The sequence below is a fragment of the Derxia lacustris genome, assembly GCF_002105195.1.
Lineage (GTDB): Bacteria > Pseudomonadota > Gammaproteobacteria > Burkholderiales > Burkholderiaceae_E > Derxia > Derxia lacustris.
The window spans coordinates 366,431-381,287 of sequence record NZ_MUHU01000002.1 but is presented as its reverse complement, the minus strand read 5'-3'; the positions used below and the strand labels follow the sequence as shown (position 1 = coordinate 381,287).

Genomic DNA, 14,857 nt, shown 5'->3' with positions numbered 1-14,857 from the left:
GTCGGACTCCCGATGGTGTTGCTGCGGACTAGCGGAACCGCGCCTCGATGGCGACGGTCATGCGTTCGAGCCATTCCTGGCTCGGCGGATCGATGACATCGACGAGCTGCTCGGGCACATGCACGCCGGCCCTGGCCCAGACCTCGGGGCCGCGCACCTCGCCGCCGGTGCGAAAGCCGTATTCGTGCGCGAGCTCGCGCAGCGCCGGATCGGTTTCGAGCGCGACGCCGAGGCGCTCGCCGGCCGGCGTGTAGGGCACCAGCACATGCTTGGAGAAGACGGTCGGCTTCGGATACATCAGCACCATGTCGCCGGCCTTGGCACGCTCCGGATGGCGCAGCAGAAACTCCACCAGCTGCGACTCGTAGGCCATCAGCAGCGGCGTCTTGCCCATGCCGAGCGCGAGGTAGTCCTCGAACGGCCCGGCCGACGACTGCTCCTGAAAGCCCTGGCGCAGGAATAGCGGCTCGACCACCGGCAGCACGCGGTCGAGGTCGTCCTGGCTCTGCACCACCTGCTGATCGTTGGCCAGATAGCTGGCCAGCGACAGATACATCGCCGCGCTGTTGGACGTGCGCACATCGGTCGAGGCGATGAGCACCGACTTGCCGCTGGCGAAGGCCGCGCTCTGCTTCAGGTCGCGCCAGCGCGTGCTTTGCGCCATCAGCGTCATCAGGCGCGGCAGATCGACGACGTAGAACACCTCGCCCTCGCGCGCCGCAATGCCGTTGGCAACCAGGATGTCGGCGATCGGCCGCCAGCTCGCCAGCACCATCGGCGTGAAGAAGGGCGTGAACACGCGCGCCGCCTTCGCCTGCCGATTCAACTGGGTAGCCGCCGGCGCGCCGGACGGAAAGCCGAAGTCGTACTTGGCCGCGTCGTAGCGGCTGGCGATGGCGCGCGAGCCGGCCTTCTCGACCGTGACCGCGATGCCCTGCGCCGCGAGCGCCTGCTGCACGCGCGGGTCGGCGAAGAAGGCTTCCTTCTCCGAGCCGATCAGGCCGCGCAGGCTGACCTGCTTCGCCTGCTCGACGCGCGCGGCCTGCTGCACGCCGACGCTTTCATGCGAGACCCAGATGCCGGCGCCGACGCCGGCGAGCAGCAGCGCGGCGAAGGCAGGGGCGACCAGCTTGCGGATTTCCAACGCGATTCCCGTTGTGGAGTCGCGTCGATGATGACGGTGTGTGATGACGCTGCGGTGATGGCCGAAAGGCGATGGAAGCCTGCCGCTTACCCCCGGTGATGCGCCACCAGCCGCAGCACCGCCTCGCGCAGCGGCCCCTCATCCAGCTCGTCGGCCAGCCGCTCCCACCCTGCCACCTGCTCCGCCTTCAGCCCCGGCTTGGGCGGGTGATCCGGCGCCGGCGCCCAGGCCGCCTCGCCGATGCCGTACTTCACGCGCACCTGCATGTCGTGGAAATTCCAGCCCTCGGCGCGCAGCTGGTCGAGCAGCCCGGGCGCCGCATTCTTGAGCTTGACCGCCTGCGCCTGCATGCCCACCACCAGCAGCAGCCGCGGCTTGAGCGCGAGGCCGACGGTCTCGCGCACCCACACCGCGCCGAGCCGCCGGCTGCGGCAGAAGCGGTCGACGCTGGCCTGCAATTGAATGAGCCGGTCGACCGACGGCATGAGCGGGCCGAGGCCTTCCACATCGGACAGCCAGTTGGTGAGGGGGAGTGCGCGCGGACGTGACATGACCCGATGTTAAGATGCCCAGCGTTTTTTCCGGCGCCCGTCAAGCGGCTTTCAAGGCGCGCGCCAGAGTCGCAACACATCGAACGGCCGTCCCATTTCCCCACGCACGGCGCGTCCTTCGATCCGTCTGGCGCAGCCTGCCCGCTGCGCCGCCGGTCCCGAGCGCCGCGTCGCGCGGTCCGCCCCGCCCCCTGTGGCGCGGACCTTCTGGTGTCTCCCCATGCTCGGATTCGTCAAGAAAATTTTCGGCAGCCGCAATGACCGGCTGCTCAAGCAGTACCGCCGCACGGTGGCTGACATCAACGCGCTCGAAGCGTCGATCCAGCCGCTCAGCGACGAGCAGCTCAAGGCCAAGACCGGCGAGTTCCGCGACCGGCTGGCCAAGGGCGCCACGCTCGACGAGCTGCTGCCCGAGGCCTTCGCCGTGGTGCGCGAGGCCGGCAAGCGCGTGATGGGCATGCGCCATTTCGACGTGCAGCTGATCGGCGGCATGGTGCTGCACTACGGCAAGATCGCCGAGATGCGCACCGGCGAGGGCAAGACGCTGACCGCCACGCTGCCCGTCTATCTCAACGCCCTCAGCGGGCGCGGCGTGCATGTCATCACCGTCAACGACTACCTCGCCCAGCGCGATGCCGAGTGGATGGCCAAGCTCTACGGCTTTCTGGGCCTGAGCACCGGCATCAACCTGTCGCAGATGCCGCACGACGTGAAGCAGGCCGCCTACGCCGCCGACATCACCTACGGCACCAACAACGAATTCGGCTTCGACTACCTGCGCGACAACATGGTCTACGGCGTCGGCGACCGGGTTCAGCGCGGCCTCGTCTACGCCATCGTCGACGAGGTCGACTCGATCCTCATCGACGAGGCGCGCACGCCGCTCATCATCAGCGGGCCGGCCGAGGATCACACCGACCTCTACGTCAAGATGAACGTCGTGCCGCCGACCATGGTGCGCATGACCGAGGAGCCCAAGCCCGACGGGCCCGAGGCGGCCGGCGACTTCTGGCTCGACGAGAAGGCCCAGCGCATCACGCTGTCGGAAGCCGGCTTCGCCAAGGCCGAGGAAACGCTCACCCGCCTGGGCCTGCTGCCCGAGGGCGCGTCGCTGTACGACGCCGCCAACATCGCGCTGATGCATCACCTGATGGCGGCGCTGCGCGCGCACTACCTGTTCCACCGCGACCAGCATTACGTGGTGCGCGGCAACGAGGTGACCATCGTCGACGAGTTCACCGGCCGGATGATGGTCGGCCGGCGCTGGTCCGACGGGCTGCATCAGGCCGTCGAGGCCAAGGAAGGCGTGAAGATCCAGGCCGAGAACCAGACCATGGCCTCGATCACCTTCCAGAACTACTTCCGCATGTACGAGAAGCTCTCGGGCATGACCGGCACGGCCGATACCGAGGCCTACGAGTTCCAGGAAATCTATTCGCTCGAAACGGTGGTGATCCCGACCAACCGCGTGCCGCAGCGCAAGGACTACAACGATCAGGTGTTCCGCAGCGCGGCCGAGAAGCATGCGGCCATCGTTGCCGACATCGCCGAGTGCCACAAGCGCGGCCAGCCGGTGCTGGTCGGCACCACCTCGATCGAGAACTCGGAAGTGCTGTCGGCGGCGCTGACCAAGGCCGGCCTGCCGCACGAGGTGCTCAACGCCAAGCAGCATGAGCGCGAGGCGCTGATCGTGGCCCAGGCCGGCAAGCCGGGCGCGGTGACCATCGCCACCAACATGGCGGGTCGCGGCACCGACATCGTGCTCGGCGGCAATGTCGAGAAGCAGATCGAGCTGACGGTGACCGGCCAGGACGTGTCGGACGAGCAGAAGGCCGTGATGGCGCAGAAGCTGCGCGACGACTGGCAGGCGCAGCACGACCTCGTGGTGAAGGAGGGCGGCCTCAAGATCATCGGCACCGAGCGCCACGAGAGCCGGCGCGTCGACAACCAGCTGCGCGGCCGCGCCGGGCGCCAGGGCGATCCGGGCGCGTCGCGCTTCTACCTGTCGCTCGACGATCCGCTGCTGCGCATCTTTGCCGGCGACCGGGTGCGCGCGGTGATGGACAAGCTGAACATGCCCGAAGGCGAGGCGATCGAGGCCGGCATCGTCACGCGCAGCATCGAGGGCGCGCAGCGCAAGGTCGAGGCGCGCAACTTCGACATCCGCAAGCAGCTGCTGGAGTACGACGACGTTGCCAACGACCAGCGCAAGGTGGTCTACCAGCAGCGCAACGACATCCTGGCCGAGGCCGATCTGGGCGAGATGGTCGGCAACCTGCGCCACGGCGTCATCACCGACCTGTTCCGCGCCCATGTGCCGGAAAACGCGGTCGAAGAGCAGTGGGACCTGCCGGCGGTGGAATCGATCCTGCGCGAGGACCTGCGGCTCGACGTGCCGCTGGCGGCGTGGCTCGAAGCCGACGACAAGCTCACCGACGACGAGCTGCTGTCACGCGTGATCGCGGCGGCCGACGACGCCTACGCGGCCAAGGTGGCGCTGGTGGGCCGCGAAGCCTTCAACGGCTTCGAGCGCAGCGTGATGCTGCAAGCCGTCGACAGCGCCTGGCGCGAGCATCTGGCCGGGCTCGACTATCTGCGCGAGGGCATCCACCTGCGCAGCTACGCGCAAAAGAACCCCAAGCAGGAATACAAGCGCGAGGCCTTCGAGCTGTTCGGCCAGATGCTCGACAAGGTGAAGCTGGAAGTGACCCGCATGCTGATGAGCGTGCGCGTGCAGAGCCCCGAGCAGGTGGTCGAGGCGGAAGAGCGCATCGAGCAGGCCGGCGAAGGTCTGCTGGCGCATGCCCAGGGCCGGCATGCCGAGTTCGACGATCTGGCCGAAGTGGCGGCCGGCGATGCGGGCGCGCCGGCGGCGCTGGCCGTGGCCGAGCCGGTGTCCGGCGTGAAGGTCGGCCGCAACGATCCCTGCCCCTGCGGCTCGGGCAAGAAGTTCAAGCAGTGCCACGGCAAGCTCGGCTGAGCCGGACGCGCTTGCGGTGAACGGAACGGGTCGCTTCGGCGGCCCGTTCCGCTTTTGGGGCGGCCGCGCTGCGGCGGCCGCCCGCCATCACACGCCGATCTTGCCGCCGCCGGTCTTGCGGATCACCAGCGTGGCCGAGCGCGGACGCGCCGTGCCGCCATCCGGCCAGTGGCTGCCGTAGCTGGCGCTGTCGGTGGCCGAGGCGCTGTCCTCGCCCGGATGCTGGATGTTGGCGAACAGGGTTTCGCCGTCGGGCGTTTCGGCCAGGCCGGTCAGTTCACATTGCTTGGGGCCGACCAGAAAGCGCCGCAGCAGCGTGCCCGGCGCCTTGCCGACCAGCGTGGCGACCGACTTGCTGCTGCCGTCGCTGCCGGTGTTGGCCACCGTTCGCGCCCCGCCGTCGCCGACCTTGCCCGGCACGGCGGCCAGCAGCATGCAGTTGGTCACGTCGGTGTAGGCGCCGTCGTCGGTCTCGATCCACAGCAGGCCCGGGTTGGCGCGGCTGAAGAACAGGCCGTCGGGGCTCGAAAAGTCGTTGTCGGCCGTCAGCGCCGAGATGTTGACGTTGGTCGCATCGGCGGTGGAGCGGGCGCCGAACACGAAGATGTCCCAGGCAAAGCTGGTGGCGGCCGGGTCGCTGCCGGCTTCGCGCCAGCGCAGGATGTGGCCGTTGGGATTGCCCCACTGGTCGGCGCCGGTGGTCTTCTTGTCGTTGTAGTGGCGCGGATTGGCGGCGTCGACGGCGCTGACCGGGCGGTTGGCGGCGTTGTTGTTGGTGAGCGTGACGTAGACCTCGCCGTTGACCGGGTTGACCGCCGTCCACTCGGGCCGGTCCATCTTGGTGGCGCCCGCCACGTCGGCGGCGAGCCGCGCGTTGACGAGCACATCGGCCTGGCTGGCGAACGGATAGTTGGCCGAGGTGGCGCCGATGCCGTTGCTGCCGAAGGCGAGTTCGATCCACTGGCCGCTGCCGTCGGCATTGAACCTGGCCACGTAGAGCTTGCCGCTGTTCAGGTACTTGTCGCCGGCCGCATAGCCCTTGCCGATGTCGGCGGCGTCCCAGTTGGCGCTGGACACGAACTTGTAGACGTACTCGTTGCGCGAGTCGTCGCCCATGTACCAGACCAGCGGCTTGCCGGCGGTGACGGGGCCGAGCCAGGCGCCTTCGTGGGCGAAGCGGCCGAGCGCGGTGCGCTTGCGCGGCGCGGCCGAGGGCGCGAACGGATCGATCTCGACGACCCAGCCGAAGGTGTTGGGCGCATTGCGGAAATCGGCGCTGGCGCTGGCACCGGTCACGCTCGCATCCCAGCGCGCGAAGCGGGTGTCGCTGGCGTCGGCGGGCGTGGCGGTGGTCCAGCGGTAGCTGCCGTTGGCGCCGGCGGCAATGCCCACGCGCTTGAGCGCCGTGACTTCGGCGGCGCTGCGCAGGGCGTCGTCGCCGCTGGCGCGCTTGAAGTAGCCGGCCCAGTTTTCCTCGCAGGTGAGGTAGGTGCCCCAGGGCGTGTTGCCGTTGGCGCAGTTGTTGATGGTGCCGCGCGTGGCGGCGCCGCTGGTGGAGTAGCGCGTGACGACCAGCGCCGATTGCGCCACCGGGCCCGACAGGTCGATGGGCGTGAGCGCGGTGATGCGGCGGTTGAAGCTCGACGTGGCCACATGCGCGTAGCTGTCGCCCGACTTGACCAGCTCGTTGATCGACACGCCGTGGGCGTTCATTTCCTTGATGCACTCGTCGGCCACGGTGCGCACATTGCTCACGGTGGTGGGGCCGTTGGCATGCAGGAACAGCTGGGTGATGTTCTCGTGGTTCATCGCGAGCAGGCCGCGCGACGAGACGCTGGCGTCCCAGCCGGTGCCGGCGGCATTGACGCCGAACCAGAACATGCCGTCGTGATGGTCGCCGACGCGGTTGGCGAAGGAGTCGCCGCTGTCGGTGCCGGCATTGCTGTAGGCGGCGGTGGCCGCATTCATCGGGTCGCCCAGCTTGAGCACCGGCGTGGCGGTATAGCCGCTGGCGATCGAGACGCTGTCGGCCTGGCTCTTGGCCACGGCGGTGAAGCCGAGCGCGCTGACCGGCTGGCTGGTGCCCTTGTCGTCATCGTCGTCGCTGTTGCAGCCGGCGAGCGTGAAGGCGCCCAGCATCGACATGGCCGCCGCGCCCGCGCCGCCCTTGAGCAGGCCGCGGCGCGACAGGCGCGCGCCGAGCACGTCGTTGAAATGCGGATTGGCCGAAGGATTGACGACGGCGTCTTCGTCGTGGTCGGCGCCGTTGTGCTCGGGGAGATGCTTCATGGTGGGCTCCGGATGAAAGGAGCGCGAAGGGTGGTGGCCGCGTTTGAAGGCTTCATGACAGGCGGCGACTAAGCCCTGCCGGCCCGACCGGCGCGCCAGCCATCGACCGACAGTCGCCCCGCGCCGGCACAACCCAGCCCGACGAGCGCCGCGCCCCACCACGCATGCGACTGGATCGCGGCCGGGCAGTCGAAGCCGAACAGCGCCGGATACGACAGCACCGCCACGCCGTTCACCACCGCCAGCGCCAGCGCCGCCGGGCGCGTGAACAGGCCGGCGAACAGCAGCGGCGGCAGCAGCAGCTCGCCGCCCGCGCCGGCCAGCGCCGCCAGCTGGGGCGACAGCAGCGGCACCGAATACTCGGTCTCGAACAGCGCGACGGTGGAAGACCAGTCCTGCACCTTCACCAGGCCGGAGCCGAAGAATTGCCAGCCGACGTAGAGCCGCAGCGCCAGCAGCCAGAGCGACAGGCCCCAGCCGGCCAGCAGACGGTCAATCGGCATCCAGAGCGAGAGCAGCGCGGTCATGGCGAAGGGCTTTCGAAGAAGGTTGGGGCGGGAGCCAGGCGCCGGCCTCGATGCCGAGCGCGAGGGTTTGCATGAGCGCGGCGGCGTCGAGGCCGGCGGTAGCGGCGGCGTCGCCGAGCGGCGTGCCGGCGGCGAGCTGGCGGAAGAAGCGCGTCTGCGCCGGGTCGAGCGGCCAGACATCGGCGTGCTGCGCCGGCCGCGCGACGAGCCGGCAGCCGTCGTCGCAGGCGACGAGCGCGGCGGCCGGGTGGCTGGCGAGGCGCCAGTCGGCCACGGCCTCGGGGTCGGCGGCGGCGAGGTCGGCGAGCGCGAGGGCAGGCGCGTCCGGCGCCGACCAGGCGAGATGGCGCGCCCAGTCGAGCCGCGCGAGGTCGGCCAGCGCGGGCTCGGCCTGCCCGGCGAGGAAGCCCGGCAGCGCTTCGCCCCAGGCGTCGAGATTGCCGCTGCGCGACGGGTGCTGGCGGATGAGCTGGCGCGCGATGCGGTCGAGCGCATCGTCGCCAAGCGCCTCGGCAATCGCGGGATAGGCACCGCGCAGCGCAGTGCCGGCATGGGCCGCGAGGTTGCCGCGATAGAGCGCGAGGCGGTGGGCGAGGGCGGCGGCGTCGGTCGTGCTGGCCGCGCCCGCTTCATGCAGCCGGCACTGCGGCAGGAAGGCCGGCGTCGCGTCGCGGTCGACGATGGCATCGGCGAAGGCCTGCTGCCAGTCGGCCAGCGGCGGCCGCTCCGCCGCGCTTGCGGCGGTGGCCGCGATAGCAGCGGGCCGGGCCACCGCCGGCGATGCGGGCGCGCCGGCCGCGAGCCGCCGCCGCGCCAGCTCGCGCACCGCGCCGGCCTCGTCCAGCAGTTCGGCCAGCGGCGGGATCGCGCAATCGCGCTCGATCAGCGTCGGCACCGGTCCGACCCGCGCGATGAACTCGCCGTACAGCGCGAGCACCTCGGCGCCGACCGCGCTGCCGTGGTCGTCGATGGCCACGCCGTCCACCACCGAATGCCCGGCCAGATGCACCTCGGCCACCAGCTCGCGCGGGATCGCGGCGAGCGCCGCGCGCGCATCCACGCCCAGGTTGTGCCGGTTGACCGCGTAATTGTTGATGTCCACCAGCAGCCGGCAGCCGCTGCGCCGCGCCAGCTCGACCAGAAAGCCGCTCTCGTCGTATTCGTCGCCGGCGGCGCGCAGCAGCGCCGACACGTTCTCGATGGCGATGCCGCGGCCCAGCGCGTCCTGCACCGCGCTCACGCGGTCGACCATCAGCGCCAGCGTGGCCCGGTCGAGCGGCAGCGGCAGCAGGTCGTTGAGATGGCGCCCCGGCACCGCGCCCCAGCACAGATGCTCCGACACCAGCATCGGCTGCACGCGCCGCACCAGCCGCGCCAGTCGGGCCAGATGCGCGCCATCGAGCCCGCAGGCCGAGCCGAGCCCCAGCCCCACGCCGTGCAGGCTGACGGCCCAGTCGGCGCGCAGCCGGTCGAGCAGCGCCGGCGCGGCGCCGCCCTCGGCAAAGTAGTTTTCCGAATGCACTTCGAGCCAGTCGGGCCGGCGCGCGGCGTGCTCCGGCCCGAGCCCGGCCGCGAAGGCCGCGTGATGCGGCGCGCGCAGCCCGATGCCGACCGGGACTGCGCCGCCAATGCCAGGGGCGGTCGTCACGGCGCGCCTCAGGCCTTCTTGCCGCCCATCTTTTCGCAGCTGCCGGCCGGCACCAGCTTGAAGTCGGTCGGGTCGTTGTCGGCCTTGGACTGCCCCTGGCAGGCATGGGTGCCGCTCTTGTTGGCGCAGTCGTTCTGGCCGGCCTTGGCGACGCCGTAGCACTTTTCCTTGGCGTCCTTCTTGGCCATGTCGTCGGCGGCCGAGGCGCCCTGGGCGGCGGCGAGCATGAGACCGGCAAGGGCGGCGGCGACGAGGGATTGGTTGCGCATGATGAAGCTCCTTCAAGGGATGGAAGGAGGCGGCTGGCTTGCCGCCCCCGGGCCGCAATCGCGGTCCCGAGGCTTGATCGTCTGGCGGGGCGGGGAACTTACAGCGGGCGAAAAAATTTTCTGGCGGGGCGTCGCGCGGGGGCGGGCCGGCCGTGGCGCCGGTCCGGGCGCGGCTTCAACCGGCGTCGGTACCGTCGTCGTGGCGGTCGTCGCGGTAGCGGCGCAGCGCGCGGCGCATGACGGCGAGCTGCTCGCGGTAGCGCATGCAGTTCTCGCACAGCGCGAGGTGGAAGCGCAGCCCGAGGGTTTCGCCGACGCCAAGCTTGCGGTCCTGGGCTTCGGACATGAGGCGCGCGGCCTCGCGGCAATTCAGCATGGGCGGCGCTCCGCAAACCAGCGTTGATCGAGGCATTCGCGCAGCCGCAGCCGCGCGCGATGCAGCATCACGAACAGATTGCCGCTCGCAATGCCGAGTTCCGCGCAGACCTCGTGCGATTCGAGCCCCACCACTTCGCGCATGAGGAAGACGCGGCCGAGGCGCGGCGGCAGGCCGTCGAGGCAGGCGTCGAGCACGGTCCAGAACTGGCGGTTGTCGAGCGCGGCCTCGGGGTCGCCCCAGTCGCGCGGCGCGGCTTCGGGCGACCAGTGGCCGTCGGCCACGAAGAGTTCGTCGAGGCTGTCGTCGTCGGCCTCGCAGGCGGGCGCCAGATCGGCCACGAGCGGGTTGCGCCGGCGCGCGCGCAGCTGGTCGGCGATCTTGTTCTTGAGGATGGCGAAGACCCAGGTGCGCACGGCGGCGCGGCCGGTGAAGCGGCCGGCGCCGGTGAGCGCGCCGACCAGGGCTTCCTGCACCGCGTCGTCGGCGGCGCCGTCGTCGCCGAGTTGCAGGCGGGCGAAGCGCTGCATCTTGCTGCGCAGCGTGGCGAGCCAGCCGGGGTCGGCGAGCAGGTCGGCGGCGGTGGGTTCGCCGGCGGGCGGCGGTGCGGTCGCGGTCATGGGCGGTCTCGGTCGGGCGGCGGCGGGTGGGGCAGGGAACCGCCGGGCGCGCCGGCGCAGTCATGGACAATCGCGGTTTTCAGGAGCCACCACCATGTTCACCGGCATCGTCCAGGGCGTCGCGAAGGTCGCGGCCATTACCGACCGCGCGGGCTTGCGCACCTTCGCCATCGACTTCCCCGAAGGCTTCGCCGACGGCCTCGCCATCGGCGCGAGCGTGGCGCATGACGGCGTCTGCCTGACGGTCACGCGGCTCACCGGCCCGCAATCGGCCGAATTCGACGTGATGCAGCAGAGCCTGGCGATCACCACGCTCGGCGATTTCAAGGTCGGCGACGGCATCAACGTGGAACGCGCGGCCCGGGACGGCGCCGAGATCGGCGGCCATCCGATCTCGGGCCATGTCGATTTCACCGCCACGCTCGCCAGCATCCGCCAGCCCGAGAACAACTACGTGCTGCGCATCGCCGTGCCCGAGCAGGGGCTGCGCTACATCTTTCCCAAGGGCTATGTGGCGGTGAACGGCGCCAGCCTGACCATCGCCGAGGTGAACCGCGCCGAGGGCTGGTTCGAGATCTGGCTCATCCCCGAGACGCTGCGCATGACCACCTTCGGCCACAAGCAGGCCGGCGACCGGCTCAACGTGGAGATCGAGCGCGGCACCCAGGTGGTGGTCGACACGATCAACGACACGCTGGAGCGCCGGCTCGGGCCGCTGCTGCCGGCGCTGGAAGCCTTCCTGCGCGAACGCGGCGGCTCGCTCGGCGATCTGGCCGCGCCGATCGACACGCCGGCGCTCGACTTCAGGCCGGGCAAGGGCGACTGAGCGCGGCGCGGCGCGGCGAGCTGGGCGCCAGCGACCCGGCTCGTGCAGGCGGCGAGCGGCCGTGTCGGCCCGCCGCCTCAGCCCGCCGCGCGCGGCGCCGAGAACGCCGGCGCAACCGACATCGCCACCAGCGCCAGCGCGAGCGGAATCGTCGCGCCGAAGCCCAGATGCTTGAAGCCCAGCGCCCCCGTCACTCCGCCCACGAAGAAGCCGCCGACCAGCAGCGAATGCACCCGCAGCCGGCGCCGGTTGGCCTGCACCTCGGCCGCGCCGGGCGCGCCGCCGGGCCGGTTCCAGTAGAAAAGCTTGCCCAGCTCGATGCCGATGTCGGTGACCAGCCCGGTCACATGCGTGGTGCGGATCTCGGCATTGGAAATCTTGGTGACGAGCGCGTTCTGCAGGCCCATCACGAAGCACAGCAGCACCGCGCCGAGCGACACGCTCACGATTTCATGCGGGCTGAGCAGGCTGCCGACCGAGCCGAACAGCAGCAGCAGCAGCGCCTCGGCCAGCAGCGGCGGCTGGTAGATGTTCCGACGCGCGGCACGCCGGCCGTGGTTCACCATCACCGCCGTCGTCGCCGCGCCGGTCACGAAGGCCACGATCGACAGCAGCGCCGCCAGCACCAGCACGCCGTTGCCGAGCGCCAGATTGTCGGCGGCGGCCGAGACCATGCCGGTCATGTGCGATGTGTACTGGCCGATCGCCAGAAAGCCGCCCGCATTGAGCGCGCCGGCCACGAAGGCGAGCGTCACGCCCAGATGCAGGTTGGCGCGGGCCGAGCGTTCGGGCGCGGTGAGGGTGCTGAGATAGGCGATGGGCATGGCGACGTCGCAGCAGGGCAGAGGAGGCGTGCATTGTCGCGCCACGGATCACGCAGGAAATGCCGATGAAGCTCTACATGGCCCGCCACGGGCAGACCGATCTGAATGCGCAGCAGCGCTTCCAGGGCAGCAGCGATCCGCCGCTCAACGCCGCCGGCATCGCCCAGGCCGAGGAACTGGCGCGCCGATTGCCGGCCGGGCTCACGCGCATCGTCGCGTCGCCGCTGCAACGCGCGCGCCAGACGGCCGAGATCGTCGCCGCCAGCCACGGCCTGCCGGTGCTGCTGATGGGCGAGTTCCGCGAGCGCTGCTACGGCGTGTTCGAGGGCCTGAGCCGCGAGGACATCGAGGCGCGCTATCCCGAGCTGTGGGCGCGCCGCATCGCGCGCCACTGGGACGACGGCCCGCCCGGCGGCGAGACCATGCGCCAGGCCGTCGACCGGGTGGACGCGGCGCTGGCCGCGCTGCGCGCCGAGCACGCCGGCGAGACCGTGCTGCTGGTGGCGCACGGCTTCGTGGCGCGCGCGGTGCACCTGCTGCTGCGTGCGCTGCCGCCCGAGGCCTTCTACGACGCGCCGATGATCGGCAACGCCGAATTCGAAGTCTTCGAGTCAGGCGCACCGTACTGAGGCGTTTTTCGTGACTTCGGTCACGGCTTTCATCGTCCGGCTGTGGCCGCCCCAACTGGCGGCAAGGGCTTTGCGGGCCTGCGTGGCAGCATCCCGCCGCACAAAAAAACAAGCGGCGGACGTCCAGGCGGCGTGCGTCGTCAATGCGGCCCCGACTGCCGGGTAGCCGCCCAGAACGAGGACGAGAGACAACCATGCTGGAATCCGGAATGTTGCAGCGGCTGCTCGATGTAGCCGAACCCTGGCGCACCACCGACTGCCGGCTCGATACCGAGCGGCATCTGGTCAGCGTGCGCATCGGCCCCGAGCCCGAGCGCGGCTGGTTCAAGCTGCGCGAAGTCGAGACCGCGCGCGAGCTGCGCTGGCGCCATGTCGACCTGCTCGGCTGGCAATGCGAAATCACCCTGGCGCTGCCGGCCGATGCCGCCATCCCCGACGCGCCCTGGGCCGGCGAGCCGGGTCTGCGCTTTACCCGGGCGCTCGCCGCGCGCCTGGCCAACGGCCTGCGCGCCGGCCTCAATCCCGATGCCGTCGCGCTGCTGCTCGATCTGCCGGCCGAGGAAGTGCGCCGCTTTGCCCGGCTGGCCGAGCCGCTCGCGCCGGCCGCCGCGCGGGCGCCGGCACCTGCGCCGCGCAGCGCAGCCGTGGCTGCCGGTGGCGACACCGCCGCCGGCCCCTCGACCCTGCCGCAGGCGCCGGCCACGGCCCAGACGGCGACCGCCGCCAGCGCGCCGGTCGCCGCCGCCAGCCCGGCCGCCGTGCCCGACGCCAGCTCGCCGGTCTGGGCCGCGCTGGTCGGCGGCCAGCTCGACATCGACATCCAGCAGCTCGGCCTCAAGCTGCTGCTCAACAAGGCGCGCGCCAGCCTCGACGGCAACGAAGCGCCGGCCGAGCGCGCGCGCCGCGCCGGCGAGCTGCATGCCTACTTCGCGCGCAACCCGCGCCAGCTCGCGCACGAGACGCTGCAACTGGCCCAGCAGGCCCGGAGGTTTGCATGATCCCCGCCACCATCTCGCGCGGCGGCGGCATGCTGGTGAGCGTGGCCGAAGCCGCCGAACGGCTGCGCAGCGGCCGCTTCCACAGCGTGGCCGCCGATGAAGCGGCACTGCGCCAGCTGCCGGCCGGCAACTGGATCGGCGGCAGCATTCCCTACTTCATGGGGCCGGCCGGCGGCGAGGTGTCGCGCGACAAGGTCTTCCTGACCGAGGTGCGCGGCTATCGCGGCGCGCCGGAAATCCGCCGCTACGACCTGCGCAGCATTGCCCGCGTCTGCACCGATGCGCCCGAGCACGGCTGGTCGCTCATCATCCTGCCGGCCTTCACCGCGCTGCACTCGGCCTTCGCCCACGACGCGCCCGAGTACGCCGACATGTACGTCAAGCCGCTCGCCGGCTGGGTCGCCGGCGTGCATCTCGACGACATCGGCCAGCGCGCGCCGGTGGTGGTCGATGGCCGCACGCTCGCCTTCGACACCGAATCGGCGATGGTCATGCACATCGGCCTGCCGCCCGACCGCTATGCCCGCGTCGACACGCTCAACGTGTTCCAGCCCGGCGCCGGCGAAAGCATCCGCTTCCCGCAATCGGGCTTTCTGGTGAGCGGCTGCGAGGTCGACGGGCTGCCGGTCAACTTCGCCGGCTGGCTCGGCCGCCACCGCATCGACGTGCGGCTGCCGCTGGTGGCCGACTACTGCGGCGCGCGCATCAACGTCAGCATCAAGCGCATCGATGCCGCGCGCGGCACGGTCGAGCTGTATGCGCCGGTGTTCGAGGGCGTCGACTACCGCATCGCCGCGCCGGTCGCCGACTACATGAGCGCCTTCCGCTCGGCCCTGCCGCGCGACACCGACCCGCCCGCGTTCAGCTGCAACTGCATCCTCAACTACCTGTACAGCGGGCTCGAAGGCCAGCGCACCGAGCCGATGACCGGGCCGATCACCTTCGGCGAGATCGCCTACCAGCTGGTCAACCAGACGCTGGTCCACGTCTCGATCGAGGGCTGAGCGGCGGCGCAACCGGCGCGCCGGCCTGATGCAGGTCAAGCCGGGCGCATTCGGTCCGCGCCGCTTCGCGCCGATCCGACGCCGGCGCCGGTTTTCCCGGTTTGCGCTCCGGCCGCTGCGGACCACACTGCGGGCCGGGGTCAGCCTGCCGTCGCCGGCCCATTTCCACCGG

General features: G+C 70.9%; 14 protein-coding genes. 5 read left to right on the top strand and 9 right to left on the bottom strand.

Annotated features, from left to right (window positions below; translation table 11 throughout):
• Positions 1-28 precede the first annotated feature (28 nt).
• The gene (locus tag B9P64_RS03475) at positions 29-1,144 is read right to left on the bottom strand and encodes a hypothetical protein (protein WP_085314821.1); all 1,116 of its coding nucleotides are present in this window, start codon (positions 1,142-1,144) and stop codon (positions 29-31) included.
• Positions 1,145-1,230: 86 nt separating this feature from the next.
• A complete protein-coding gene (locus B9P64_RS03470) occupies positions 1,231-1,695 on the bottom strand; it encodes a hypothetical protein (protein ID WP_085314820.1) in 465 nt (154 codons plus the stop codon).
• 220 nt (positions 1,696-1,915) lie between these two features.
• Here B9P64_RS03470 and secA point away from each other — a divergent pair, with 220 nt between their 5' ends.
• Entirely contained in the window at positions 1,916-4,675 is a 2,760-nt protein-coding gene (secA, locus tag B9P64_RS03465) for a preprotein translocase subunit SecA (RefSeq protein ID WP_085314819.1), read from the top strand.
• Between the two features lie 87 nt (positions 4,676-4,762).
• On the opposite strand, the gene B9P64_RS03460 is transcribed toward secA, so the two are convergent.
• The 6 genes from B9P64_RS03460 to B9P64_RS03435 form a co-directional block, all read right to left on the bottom strand.
• On the bottom strand, positions 4,763-6,964 hold the full coding sequence (locus B9P64_RS03460; RefSeq protein WP_085314818.1) for a PhoX family protein: 2,202 nt from the start codon (positions 6,962-6,964) through the stop codon (positions 4,763-4,765).
• Between the two features lie 68 nt (positions 6,965-7,032).
• Positions 7,033-7,491 (bottom strand): DoxX family protein, encoded by a 459-nt coding sequence (locus B9P64_RS03455; RefSeq protein ID WP_085314817.1) that lies wholly within the window; start codon positions 7,489-7,491, stop codon positions 7,033-7,035.
• Complete coding sequence (locus tag B9P64_RS23505) at positions 7,457-9,139, bottom strand: multinuclear nonheme iron-dependent oxidase (protein ID WP_176256707.1); 1,683 nt, start codon at positions 9,137-9,139, stop codon at positions 7,457-7,459. The genes B9P64_RS03455 and B9P64_RS23505 overlap by 35 nt, the downstream gene beginning before the upstream one ends.
• 8 nt (positions 9,140-9,147) lie before the next feature.
• Positions 9,148-9,408, bottom strand: coding sequence for a BufA1 family periplasmic bufferin-type metallophore (locus tag B9P64_RS03445; RefSeq protein ID WP_176256706.1), 261 nt, complete (start codon positions 9,406-9,408; stop codon positions 9,148-9,150).
• A 175-nt stretch (positions 9,409-9,583) separates the two neighbouring features.
• The gene (locus tag B9P64_RS03440) at positions 9,584-9,784 is read right to left on the bottom strand and encodes a zf-HC2 domain-containing protein (RefSeq protein WP_085314815.1); all 201 of its coding nucleotides are present in this window, start codon (positions 9,782-9,784) and stop codon (positions 9,584-9,586) included.
• The gene (locus B9P64_RS03435; RefSeq protein ID WP_085314814.1) at positions 9,778-10,404 is read right to left on the bottom strand and encodes a sigma-70 family RNA polymerase sigma factor; all 627 of its coding nucleotides are present in this window, start codon (positions 10,402-10,404) and stop codon (positions 9,778-9,780) included. The genes B9P64_RS03440 and B9P64_RS03435 overlap by 7 nt, the downstream gene beginning before the upstream one ends.
• Before the next feature lie 94 nt (positions 10,405-10,498).
• Here B9P64_RS03435 and B9P64_RS03430 point away from each other — a divergent pair, with 94 nt between their 5' ends.
• Positions 10,499-11,230, top strand: a complete 732-nt coding sequence (locus B9P64_RS03430) for a riboflavin synthase subunit alpha (RefSeq protein WP_085314813.1) — start codon at positions 10,499-10,501, stop codon at positions 11,228-11,230.
• A gap of 77 nt (positions 11,231-11,307) precedes the next feature.
• Here the strand turns inward: B9P64_RS03430 and B9P64_RS03425 are convergent, their stop codons facing one another.
• The gene (locus B9P64_RS03425) at positions 11,308-12,054 is read right to left on the bottom strand and encodes a YoaK family protein (protein WP_085314812.1); all 747 of its coding nucleotides are present in this window, start codon (positions 12,052-12,054) and stop codon (positions 11,308-11,310) included.
• A 65-nt stretch (positions 12,055-12,119) separates the two neighbouring features.
• Between B9P64_RS03425 and B9P64_RS03420 the strand changes: the two genes are divergently transcribed.
• From B9P64_RS03420 to B9P64_RS03410, 3 genes are all read left to right on the top strand, one after another.
• Positions 12,120-12,683: a histidine phosphatase family protein gene (locus B9P64_RS03420; RefSeq protein WP_176256705.1), complete on the top strand. Its 564-nt coding sequence runs from the start codon at positions 12,120-12,122 to the stop codon at positions 12,681-12,683.
• 194 nt (positions 12,684-12,877) lie between these two features.
• Complete coding sequence (locus B9P64_RS03415; protein WP_139826120.1) at positions 12,878-13,681, top strand: hypothetical protein; 804 nt, start codon at positions 12,878-12,880, stop codon at positions 13,679-13,681.
• The gene (locus B9P64_RS03410) at positions 13,678-14,685 is read left to right on the top strand and encodes a DUF6976 family protein (RefSeq protein WP_085314809.1); all 1,008 of its coding nucleotides are present in this window, start codon (positions 13,678-13,680) and stop codon (positions 14,683-14,685) included. The genes B9P64_RS03415 and B9P64_RS03410 overlap by 4 nt, the downstream gene beginning before the upstream one ends.
• Positions 14,686-14,857 lie beyond the last annotated feature (172 nt).

Excerpts from the sequence above, each read along its gene's own strand:
- B9P64_RS03470 (WP_085314820.1), bottom strand. The coding sequence starts at position 1,695 with ATGTCACGTCCGCGCGCACTCCCCCTCACCAACTGGCTGTCCGATGTG.
- secA (WP_085314819.1), top strand. The coding sequence starts at position 1,916 with ATGCTCGGATTCGTCAAGAAAATTTTCGGCAGCCGCAATGACCGGCTG.
- B9P64_RS03460 (WP_085314818.1), bottom strand. The coding sequence starts at position 6,964 with ATGAAGCATCTCCCCGAGCACAACGGCGCCGACCACGACGAAGACGCC.
- B9P64_RS03455 (WP_085314817.1), bottom strand. The coding sequence starts at position 7,491 with ATGACCGCGCTGCTCTCGCTCTGGATGCCGATTGACCGTCTGCTGGCC.
- B9P64_RS03445 (WP_176256706.1), bottom strand. The coding sequence starts at position 9,408 with ATGCGCAACCAATCCCTCGTCGCCGCCGCCCTTGCCGGTCTCATGCTC.
- B9P64_RS03440 (WP_085314815.1), bottom strand. The coding sequence starts at position 9,784 with ATGCTGAATTGCCGCGAGGCCGCGCGCCTCATGTCCGAAGCCCAGGAC.
- B9P64_RS03435 (WP_085314814.1), bottom strand. The coding sequence starts at position 10,404 with ATGACCGCGACCGCACCGCCGCCCGCCGGCGAACCCACCGCCGCCGAC.
- B9P64_RS03430 (WP_085314813.1), top strand. The coding sequence starts at position 10,499 with ATGTTCACCGGCATCGTCCAGGGCGTCGCGAAGGTCGCGGCCATTACC.
- B9P64_RS03425 (WP_085314812.1), bottom strand. The coding sequence starts at position 12,054 with ATGCCCATCGCCTATCTCAGCACCCTCACCGCGCCCGAACGCTCGGCC.
- B9P64_RS03420 (WP_176256705.1), top strand. The coding sequence starts at position 12,120 with ATGAAGCTCTACATGGCCCGCCACGGGCAGACCGATCTGAATGCGCAG.
- B9P64_RS03415 (WP_139826120.1), top strand. The coding sequence starts at position 12,878 with ATGCTGGAATCCGGAATGTTGCAGCGGCTGCTCGATGTAGCCGAACCC.
- B9P64_RS03410 (WP_085314809.1), top strand. The coding sequence starts at position 13,678 with ATGATCCCCGCCACCATCTCGCGCGGCGGCGGCATGCTGGTGAGCGTG.